Source organism: Porphyromonas sp., assembly GCF_030529325.1.
Classification (GTDB): Bacteria; Bacteroidota; Bacteroidia; order Bacteroidales; family Porphyromonadaceae; genus Porphyromonas_A.
The window spans coordinates 1-5238 of sequence record NZ_JAUMXC010000075.1 but is presented as its reverse complement, the minus strand read 5'-3'; the positions used below and the strand labels follow the sequence as shown (position 1 = coordinate 5238).

Annotated in this window: 4 protein-coding genes and 1 pseudogene; all 5 read right to left on the bottom strand. The window is 47.2% G+C overall.

Going from position 1 to position 5238, the window contains the following annotated elements; all coding sequences use genetic code 11:
* Nucleotides 1-437, bottom strand: a pseudogene (locus Q4A14_RS08620) (collagen-like protein); the annotation flags it as partial.
* Between the two features lie 317 nt (nucleotides 438-754).
* Nucleotides 755-1066 (bottom strand): hypothetical protein, encoded by a 312-nt coding sequence (locus Q4A14_RS08615; RefSeq protein WP_303171447.1) that lies wholly within the window; start codon nucleotides 1064-1066, stop codon nucleotides 755-757.
* A complete protein-coding gene (meaB, locus tag Q4A14_RS08610) occupies nucleotides 1063-2160 on the bottom strand; it encodes a methylmalonyl Co-A mutase-associated GTPase MeaB (protein ID WP_303171446.1) in 1098 nt (365 codons plus the stop codon). The genes Q4A14_RS08615 and meaB overlap by 4 nt, the downstream gene beginning before the upstream one ends.
* 163 nt (nucleotides 2161-2323) lie before the next feature.
* Nucleotides 2324-4030 carry a tetratricopeptide repeat protein gene (locus Q4A14_RS08605; RefSeq protein WP_303171445.1) on the bottom strand — a complete coding sequence of 569 codons (1707 nt, stop codon included), beginning with the start codon at nucleotides 4028-4030 and terminating at the stop codon, nucleotides 2324-2326.
* Nucleotides 4031-4116: 86 nt separating this feature from the next.
* The coding region (locus Q4A14_RS08600) for an MATE family efflux transporter (protein WP_303171444.1) at nucleotides 4117-5238 on the bottom strand (1122 nt) is incomplete at its 5' end.

The window sequence follows — 5238 nt, the reverse complement described above, 5'->3', positions numbered from 1 at the left end:
TCGCCTTTCTCCCCCTTGTCACCTTTCTCTCCATCACGACCACGAGCTTGGATACCGGTGTCCTTATCTCCTATCTGCCAGTTTCCTTTTTCATTGACAAACGGAGTAAGCCCATCCTCTCCTTTAGCTCCCGTAAGGAAATGGAAGAAATCTTTTTGGGAAGTCCTCTCGGGACTCCACTTTCTACCCGGGTTGTGAGGGTCATCGACGGAAACGGTTTTAATCCACTCTTTCCAAGTCGTATAAGCATCTGCACCGGCATCTCCTTTTTCACCCTTGAGATACTTGAAGTAGTTGGCCAGGTCTGTATCTTCTGCCCATTCAATCTTTCCGTTTTTAACGGCCTCGACCCACACCTCATAAGCACTGAACCCTCTCGGACCGGGAGGGGAAATAATGTCTATTTCATTACAAGATGCAAAACCGAATACTGACATAAGAAGTGCCAGCATCACAAAATAAATGCAATGTCTCTGCATGACTAAAATTTTATAAAGATTATTTATTACTGTGGTTGACAAAAACGAGAGCTCTCCCCAAGAGCATCATATTTTATGGCACATATTTTATTTCACATTCTTAATATCAAAATACAAAAATAAAAAAATAATCACAATAAAAAAATAATCACATTCCAATAATGAGAAAACCCTCTGAAATAAAACAATCGACCCGACTTGAAATTTCAAGTCGGGTCGAGTCAAACAACGATGTCGCACTTCGTAATAGAAAACGAAGGGTCTTCTGAGGACTTTTATTCGTCAGAAAGGGGGGCCTTGCGTGCAGCCATCCAGAAAAGAGCTGTAGCGATGATCCGTGACAACATCCAAAACAAGACATTGTCCGACGGATAGATCATATAGATAGGATTGAAGACGATCACAACAAGGCACATTCCCATGATCATGACAGACAAGCGACGGCGTTTACGCAGTCTCTCGACAATATAGTACACCGCACCGATACAGAGAAGCCCACCCATGATCTTAAGAGCGGATTCGGGTAGGTTCAGCATCGAACACAGAGCTATGAGCGCAAGGATGGTGTAGACAGACTTAGGATTCACTTCTCACCTCCTTTCTCTCCAAAATAAATGCCCAATAGCTTGGTACTTGCCATAAACGAACTGATCTTGTCGTTGAGGATGTCATCTTCGATCTGAGGCAAGAGGTTACTGATTTTGGGATTGTTGTAAAAAGAATTGGTAAGAGCTTCGTTGATGCTCTCATACATCCAGTATTTGGCTTGCTGTTGTCTCTTGTGATGGAAATAACCATTACCCTTGACGTATGCGAGATATTCATCAATCATTTCCCAGACTTTGTCGATATTGAGAGAATAGTAGCCGGAATAGGTCAGCACCTTGGGAAACCAGCCACTCTCTGATGGGGGAAAGAGATGGAGAGCATTCCGGAAATGAGAAGCCGCGAGTTTGGCCTTATCGATATTGTCCCCATCGGCCTTGTTGATCACTATACCATCGGCCATCTCCATGATACCGCGCTTGATGCCTTGGAGCTCATCACCCGTACCGGCGAGTTGGATAAGGAGGAAAAAGTCCACCATGGAGTGCACCGCAGTCTCTGACTGCCCTACCCCTACGGTTTCAACGAATATTGTATCAAATCCGGCAGCTTCACACAGCACTATCGTCTCTCTTGTCTTACGAGCGACCCCACCCAATGAGCCTGCCGCAGGCGAAGGTCGTATGAACGCATTCTTTTCTCTTGAAAGAGCCTCCATACGAGTCTTGTCTCCGAGGATAGAACCCTTCGATCGCTCACTGCTGGGGTCTATCGCAAGGACGGCAAGTTTACGCCCTTGGTTGATGACATGCATACCGAAAGCATCTATCGACGTACTCTTACCTGCACCGGGGACACCAGTGATGCCGACACGGACGGAGTTACCCGTATAGGGAAGACACTTCTCTATCACCTCTTGTGCCATGGCATGATGCTCAGGCCGCGAGCTCTCTATAAGAGTAACAGCACGAGAAAGCATGGTGACATCACCTTTGAGTATCGCAGTCACGTAGTCATCGGCGGAGTAGACAGGTCGCTTCCGTCGTTGCATATAAGGATTGACGATAGGAGCATCGGCAACACCGGCATTTACTTTCAAGCCTTTGTATTGTTCATCGTTCTCTGGATGGTGCATCTCTCACACAATGAAGGAGGTTAGTAAAGACGGTCGAGATCCTCTCGCTGACCGCAATCCAAATATAAGAATAATTATATGAATAACAGGACTACAAACGAAGAGACGTGTCACACTCATCGAGCATGACACGTCTCACTTATTTTACTCTGAAAGATAAATCTTATCTCATGAGAGAGCTGAAAAAGTCTTGACCGACATACTTAGCAAACTCACGGTCTTGAGCGATGGTCTTCGCAAGACTTGGATCCATCTTGACAGCTGTTGCAATACCCTCACGTACAAGATCAGTCTGTGCAGTGCGTGCACCGATGATAGCCTTGAGGTAGTGAGTAGTTGCATCAGGAGTCTTGATCTTGCCGAGGAGGTCAAGAGCCTTGTTGTAGTCTGCGTTGAGGATGTGAGCTACGACAGCATTGTTAGAAGCCTCGTTTGCAAGAAGTCTTGCAGCTTCAGCATACTTACCTTGGCGCACATAGAGGAGACCCATAGCCGAAGATAGTTCAGCGACATCACCTGCCTTACCAAGAAGTTGTTCAGCTTCAGAGAGCTTACCTTCACCGACAGAGAGGAGAGCCATGTTCATGTATGTCGAACCATTAGGCTTACCTTCCTTACCTGCGATCACCGCAGCTTTGTGGAAGTGATCGAAAGCTTCCTTCATATCACCTGCACGGTAAGCAAGAGCACCGAGGTTGTTGTATGCACGTGAGTCGTTAGGATAGATGCGGGTAGCCGAAGTATAGATTTCCTTCTTTGTTGCTTCGTCATCAAACAATGTAGCAGAGTAGAGGAGTTCTTCGATATTGAGTTGGTCAGGAGTCTGACGTCCCATGCGAGCGAGCTCTTCGTCGCTCTTACCGATGATCTCAACATTTGCGATAAGTCTTGAACGACGGAGTTGTGGGAGGATATCGTCTGCAAGTTGTCTGAAGACAGAAGAGATATTTTTGATTTCTCTTTCTCTCACTTCAGGATCAGGATACATAGAGAGTACACGGAGTACAAGATCCTTGTCCTGGATGTTGCTTTGCTCAACAAGAGTCTTGAAGCCTTCCCAGTCCTGAGCGGTATAGAGAGCATTTACAGGAGCAGACACCTTGTTTTGCTTGAGGGTCTTCTTGACGTAAGAAGAAGTGTTCTTTTCACGCTGAGCAGCAAGTCTGTCATTGAGATCAAAACCACCGTCAGGAGAAGCGTAAGCCTGTACTTCGATGTCTACGTTTTGGTTAGCTGCCTTATCTGCGTCCTTGACACGAGCCTTCCACTCCTTGATAGCAGCCTTATTGAGTTCGCCTGAACGGAGACCTGCCTGTTGGATGAGGAACTTGATGTCAGCATCGTGCTTTTCCTTGATGATACGTTGGAACATATCAGGAGCGATCGAAGCAGTAGCATACTTGTGGCTTGCTATCTGTTCGGTAGCGATGACACCTTCACCTACCTTGACAGCAGGGAGTTTGACAGTTCTCTTACCTATACGAGCCTCGAAAGTGAGGTACAGGTCGGACTGTTGCATCGCAGGGATGTAGTCAAATTCGCTTGTGATCGTCTGCTTGCCACCTTGCTTGTAAGCGATAGTGATACCATTTCCTCTGACCTTTTCGCCTTGGAAAGTGTAAGTTGTACCTTGTGCTTCGCCAGCTGCGTAACGTAGGACAGGAGTCACACGCACTTCAGCCTTCTTGTGGAACCACTTTGCAGGGATATCAAGAGTGATTGTAGCAGGAACTTTCCCACCTTTGACCATAAGTGGCTGAGGCTCTACCTTGACATATCTTGCATCAAGTTGCTTGAGGCTGCTACATGCTGCAAAGACCATTACCAAGGCTGTTGCCAACAGCAGTCTTGTAAAAGTTTTCTGTTTCATAATATTCATTCCTAATGTAAAAATAATAAGCCCTAAGGGGCAGACTCATTACGACAAAGATATAAAAAATAAAGGATACCGCCTTTCTACACGGATTTCGTCAGTTTTGACCACTTCGTGTCTTTCCATTGCTCCGTGGATATAAATCTGTAACTCAACCATCCCACAAGGGCGTAGTAAAATATCTCCACCGTGTAGCAGAGGTGCACGGGAGCCTCCAGCCAGAGTGTCACCATGATCGAGTAGATGAGGTAACCAACGATTGTGAACATCTCTATGGAGAGGGCCTTGGCAGTAGCTCCTGTGGCAGAGACAGCATAGAAGTAAATGTTGCCGACCGAACTTATGGTCATCGCTATGCAGATTACCCAGAGGGATGGGATCGTCTCCGCTATGAGTTGGGAGTCGTCTGTGAAGATGCGTAAGAACTGCTCAGGTAGCAGCATGATGATCGTACATATCGACACTGTCGTCGCGAGTGATACGAGAGCCACTGTGCGCAGACTCTTGTGTATGCGTTCGCTTTGACCTGCACCGATGAGGGAACTTACGGCCGTACTTACCGATGTGCCGTAAGCACTTGTCGAGACATGTATCAGTATATAAAAGCTCCTGACGATCGAGGCAATGGCCATCGCACGCTCGCCCAACTTCTCTATGAGGATGAAGAAGACTGTCCACACCGAAAGACTGATCAGAGCCTGGAGCATGAGATATACCGAAAGGTGAAACGTGGTACGCATCAGCGTCAAGTCAATGACCTTCATGGCCTTTGGTGTCATCCCATAGTGTGGTTTGTCCACCTTGTATTTCGTGTAGAGGAGGTAAAAGAGCAGTGATGCCCCCTCGGCAATGACCGAAGCCAGGGCTGCCCCCTTTACTCCCATGGCAGGCATGCCGAAGTGTCCGAAGATCAGAGCGTAGTCCAAGAATATATTAATCGCAGCCATCACAAAGGCATTGTAGGTCAATACCTTTGTGCGTGCGACGCCGAGATAAAAGGCTCTGAATACCACCGATACGAACGCAAACAGATAGCCCCACACCCTTATATCCATGTACTCCATAGCCACGGCGGAGAGCCTCTCGGAGGATAGTATCAGCCCGAAGAGGGGGGCTGCCATCCATCGTCCGAGAAGAGCCAAGATCACAGCCGATACTACGAGCATGATGAAGCTCTGTGACAACACTCTGCCTATCCCCTCATA